This is a genomic window from Marinobacter sp. B-21, from assembly GCF_056857895.1.
In genome coordinates this window covers 1-5,241 of record NZ_JBSXNZ010000067.1, presented here as the reverse complement: position 1 = coordinate 5,241, position 5,241 = coordinate 1, and the positions used below count along the sequence as shown (strand labels likewise).

Genomic DNA, 5,241 nt, shown 5'->3' with positions numbered 1-5,241 from the left:
AACGAACTGAGGTTTGAAGACGAAGCCGACCAGGAGCAGATCTACCTCCACGCCCAGAAAGACCTGGACTTGCTTACCGAGAACAACCGGACCGAGGTGATCCGGAACGATAGCCACCTCACCGTCGAGAACAACCGCTTCTGCCAGACCAAAGGTAACGACCATGTCACCGTTGATGGCGAGTATCGCCAAAGCATAAGTGGCGATTCCAGTCTCACCGTCAACGGCAGCCACCACAGCAAACAGGGCAAAAGCCAGCTCATCGAAGCCGGCAGCGAAATTCACCACAAGGCGGGTATCAAGATCGTCATCGAAGCTGGCGCCGAAGTCACTCTCAAAGCCGGTGGCAGTTTTGTGAAGGTGGACCCCAGTGGGGTAACGGTGTCTGGTCCTTCAGTACGGATGAATTCCGGTGGTGGGCCGGGGAGCGGGAGTGGTGCGGCTGGCGAGACGCCGGAACTGCCTCTCGGGGTTATTGCGGAATCCGGGCGCCGGGACGCCGTGCAGCTGGCTGAAACCAACCAGCGGGCTTCGGGGAAGGGTGCCCCACAAGTCGTAGCAGATCCCTCAATATTGCTGAAGGAATCAGCCAACCAGGGAGCGCCCGTCGTTTCCGCTTGCGAGTTTGATGAGAATGGACGCTGCAAACTACATCAGCACGCTTGATCGTCTCGAGTTGCTAAATCAGGAACCCTTCCGAGCAGACTTTGCCGTCATCGACCTCGCGGTTGATGAACGGTTTCTGCAATTTCTGTACGACTCTGATCGACAGGGCGCTGTTCATTGGCGGAGTCTTCTGGAAAATACCCGATGGCAAGCTTCCTGGCAGGCTGGCCCGGTATTTCTGGAATTCGCTGGCGACAGCCACTTCCGGGACAAGCTGAAAGAACGGTTGACCCAATTGCCATTGGGCATCCTCGTTGAATCCTCTGAGAGCCCGGAGCAGGTTTTTGAGTGGGCTCAGGGATGGCTGCTGGCGCTTGCGGATTCGGATGAGCGTCTTTTCCGGTTTTACGATCCAAGGTCTTTCCGGCCGCTGATGGCAACACTCCAGGAAAGATCACGGAGCATGGTGAACCCAGGAGCGGCGATCTATTGGAGCCAGAGTGGCGCCTGGTACGCATACCGGTCTGCCGGTCAAACAGAAACAGGCGATGCCCCTGAAGGTATTTCGTTGTCTCAGGCAGAACTCTTGGAATTGCCGGGTTTTCGGTTGGCAGATCGTGCCATGGTCTACACGAATGTCTACCGGGATTACCTGCCCTATAGCGAAAACCCCGGAGTCTGGGTGTTAGAGCAGCTGCAGGAAGCCAACAGTCTTGGTTTTGAATCCGCTTCTCTGCAAGAGCGCTGGTTGCGACTGAGAATTCGCAATGGCGCTCCTCTGCTTGGCCGGCTGGATTATCGAGAAATCATGAACAAGCCGGATATGACGCCGGCGGACCGTTTGAACGCTATGGAAAGCATATTGGAGTCCACGGATGCCACAACATAAAGTTCAGTCAGGTGAAACCCTGTCAGGTATTGCTTCCCGTTACGAGGTTTCGCTGGATGAGATCAAGGCTGAGAACCCGATTATTCAGGATGTGAATCACATAGAGGCCGGCTGGAATCTGACAGTGCCTGATAACCCCGCAACCCGGAATGCTTTGCCGCCAGCACAGTCGGCCAATGATGATACAAAAGATGATCTCGAATGTTCCCAGTGCTCGATAGAATGCGAAGCGCTTGTCCATGTCACTGGTGAGGAAGACGTTCTCTATGCGCTTACCCGAACTCAGCTAAGAGATCTGCATAGGGAGATTGAAACGCTTAACGAGCCATTGATTGAACTGAAAGCGGCGGAAGAAGGGCCAAAAGCAGAGATACCTGCCGCCCGGGAAAAAGCCTGGAACAGACTCAGAAAGTTGGGAGCGCTCCCGAAGCCGGAGCACAGTTCGACTGCAAAAGAACTGCTCAGAGACTACGAAGCGCGCTGGAAAAGGGAGCGGCAACGGCTTGAACATCAGCGCCGTCGTGCAAAGCGGATTGAGTATGAAATCAACCAGATTCGAAACCAGATCCTGTTTCCGGCCAGTCAACGCAATCTGACAGATGCAAGGGACCAGCTTTCGGTAAAGGTGTTCACAACGCTTTGTGCGGAACTGGAGGCGACCCTGCCAGGTGTGAAAGCCAAGGTTGAAGCCCATGAACTGATCGCCGACGCCAGTAAACAAGACCTATCGGCAATAGATGAAAGGCTGAAGTTTCTTCGCGCGGCGCTCGAGGCAGAAATTCAGTACCGGATGGTGGAGAGTGCCGACGACGCAGACAGCCAGGAAGCACGTCAGCTAAGGTATGAAGCCGACGAGCTGAAAAATTATACCCGCTGGCCTGATTTCATTGCCGAGTCCGATATCCAGTCTCTCGTAGAAAAGCAGAAACGGCTCAACGAGCTCGATGGTGAACTTATTCCGTACATGGATTACGTCAGCGACTATGCGGCGAAAGTGTCCTGGGTCGTCCGGCTGTGGAATGTCATCCACCACGAGGAGGTTGAGAAGCATCGTCAGGAGCAGCAGGAACGCCGGGACCTGATCGTCGATATTGGGAAGACCCTCAGAGGCCTGGTGGAAACCAGCCCTCCCTCGGCTGTCGATGTTCTTGCCAAACCCAATGTCAGTTCAATGAAAGCCCGCCCGTTGATCGAACTGAAGCACACTGGTGGCGCTGGTTATCGTTACGCCCGCCAGGAGGTTCTGAATCAATTGCGCAGTAACTGGAAGCCATTGAAGGCCTCGGATGTTCGTGCAGTGATGAACGCCGCCGACTTTGAGCGAGCCTGGGGCGAGGCCAAAGATTCACTGAAGAACAATCGGTCGCTCAAGGTGAAATTCGCCGAGTGGAAGAGTAAAGAGGACAACTTCTTCAACCAGTTGGAAATCGAATTATTTAAAAAAGAAGCGTCGACCAAAGATGGGCGCTTCGCTGCCAGTGCTGAAGCACAGATGTTCCGGTTTGCCGCTCAATGCAGTCTGGAAGCCAACTATGATCCCCAGAAGGGCGAGGCCTACATCGGCACGCAAATGCAGGGTGCGTACAGTTTGCTGCAGGGTGAGGCGACCTTTGCGGCACGAATACCTGATGAAACCGGAGCAAAGGTTATTCTCGAATACGAGAACCACCAGGGAAATCAGATAAAGCTTCATTGTGGTTACTTCAGAGCCGATGCGGAGTACCGGATCCAGGGCTTCGCTGGTGCCTGCGTCTCTCTTGCAGCCAATGCGAAGGTATCAAGTGCCCCGGGGCAAGTCGGTATTTCTGGGGAAACTAACGGGGAGGCATTTGCCGGGGCGACGGTGAGTAATGAAGCCAGGTTTGGGGTTAAGTGGAAGGCGGCTTATCAGGAAGTCGACGAAGTTGCTGGTAAAGGAAGAGGGACGAACCCTGACTACAGATTGCTAGCTGAAATAAAGCCTGAAATCGCGGTTTCATCAGGAATTGGGTTTGGATTTGACTACAAGATCGGAATGAGTGAAGGCAAGCTCGTAGCTCATTTCAAAGGTAGTTTGGTTCTCGGTCCTGGAGGAAGTGGTGGGATCGCTGGTGAGCTGAATGCTGACCAAATGTGGGAGCTAGTCAAGTTCATCCGATGGTCGCTCGAGCAGAGTGATTTCAGATTTTTGGATTGGATTGATGAAGGCGCATTCAGGCAGATAACGTTATTATTGAAAGCATCCGTTATAACAAAATCCGATTTTGATGAACTTGTTTCTCAGGGCGCAGAACGAGTTGAAATGTTTTGGGCGGATCTGACGAAAGCTAACTCGAGACTCCGCGATGTTGCCGAGGCGGTTATTTCAAATGACGACGTCAATAAACTGACCCCTCCCGCAAAGGCTGAGCTTTTGGAGATTTTGATGGAAAACAGTTCAGGCTTTCTCAGTTTCGAGGATTCTTATCGGGGAATTACTGACGAAGCGAGCATGAAGATTCTGGAGACGATAACCAGGCACAGAGAATTGGTTGAAATCCTGAAGCGGATAGGTAACGGGGGAAAGAAAGGTGGCTTCCATGATCTCAAGGCCAATTATGCGCGACTGATTGCTCGCCGTTTATTGCGTTCCTCTCAATCGCAAAGAGCAGAGCAATGGTTGTCAGGGCTGCTCAGTTAACATTTCGTGCCGGGGCCCAGGAACATCGGAATCCGCGGCTATGGGAAGCGAGTGTCTGAGATCCTTTGCGGCGGGTTACCGTTGTGTTGCCATGAAAATCATTGTAATCGCCGCCTCGGAGGACTCGGTAGGGGAGTCCCTCAAATATGTCTCTCTGTCCCTCTGTAGGGCCTCTGGGGTTATTGACCGGAGATTGCTCGTAGTAGTCATGTGAATAATTGTCGCTGACCCATTCTCCAACGTTCCCTGACATGTCATACAATCCCAGCGCATTCGGTGGAAACGTGCCGGGCGGGTTTGGCATTGCGACTTCATAGGGTGGTGGGGCGTACCGGCTATGCTCAACCTTGGCAGCCATGGTGACATCTTCAATAGCCTCTCCGTTCTCGGTGGCGTAGCGAAGCATTTGCCCTCGAGAACGTGCCGCAAACTCCCACTCGGCCTCTGTGGGAAGACGGGCTTCTGTGTCGGCGCGTTTACCTAGCCATTGGCAAAAGGCTTTTGCATCTACCCAGGATGCGACAGCTGGTAATTCGTCGTCAAAGCGCTCAGACGTTTCATTCCTCATATCGTCATAGCGATCATCGGAGGGTTGGTAATCTGTAACCGCCATAAACAACCCAAAATCCCCTTGTGTCACCTCATACTTCTGAATGTAAAAATCATCAACAATGACGCGATGTGCTGGGGTGGTATCGCTGCGAATACTCCATCCACCTGGATTCCCCATCATAAACTCCCCACCTTCCACAAAAACCATGGCATCCATCTGTCGCTGGACCATGTCTTTTGCCTGGGATTCGAAATAGAGGCTGCAACCGGAAAGGGCTGATGTAAGAACGAGGGAAGAAAAAACGAGGTAACGCATGCTTGCTCCGTGCACTGGGATTAACACTCCATGTGTTGGTGCCATTCTAGCAACTAGCGTGAAGTAACAGAATTACTATAGCCCGGATGTTTCATAAACGCTCCAAATTGCCACCCAATCCTGCAGCCGAAACGTCCATCTAACCCGAACATGAGATCTGTTCTTATTAACTGGCCGGAGTTCGCCTCCGAGCAGACAAATCACCCGCTCCAATCGATT

4 protein-coding genes are annotated in these 5,241 nt (G+C 52.9%); 3 read left to right on the top strand and 1 reads right to left on the bottom strand.

Annotated features, from left to right (window positions below; translation table 11 throughout):
• The 3 genes from AC13C0_RS08355 to AC13C0_RS08345 form a co-directional block, all read left to right on the top strand.
• The coding region (locus AC13C0_RS08355; RefSeq protein WP_482954266.1) for a bacteriophage T4 gp5 trimerisation domain-containing protein at positions 1 to 666 on the top strand (666 nt) is incomplete at its 5' end.
• Positions 635 to 1,495 (top strand): DUF4123 domain-containing protein, encoded by an 861-nt coding sequence (locus tag AC13C0_RS08350; RefSeq protein ID WP_482954265.1) that lies wholly within the window; start codon positions 635 to 637, stop codon positions 1,493 to 1,495. The genes AC13C0_RS08355 and AC13C0_RS08350, both read left to right, overlap by 32 nt.
• Entirely contained in the window at positions 1,482 to 4,154 is a 2,673-nt protein-coding gene (locus tag AC13C0_RS08345) for a LysM peptidoglycan-binding domain-containing protein (protein ID WP_482954264.1), read from the top strand. The genes AC13C0_RS08350 and AC13C0_RS08345 overlap by 14 nt, the downstream gene beginning before the upstream one ends.
• On the opposite strand, the gene AC13C0_RS08340 is transcribed toward AC13C0_RS08345, so the two are convergent.
• Positions 4,147 to 5,022: a formylglycine-generating enzyme family protein gene (locus AC13C0_RS08340; RefSeq protein ID WP_482954263.1), complete on the bottom strand. Its 876-nt coding sequence runs from the start codon at positions 5,020 to 5,022 to the stop codon at positions 4,147 to 4,149. The two genes, AC13C0_RS08345 and AC13C0_RS08340, sit on opposite strands and share 8 nt — an antisense overlap.
• Positions 5,023 to 5,241: the final 219 nt, after the last annotated feature.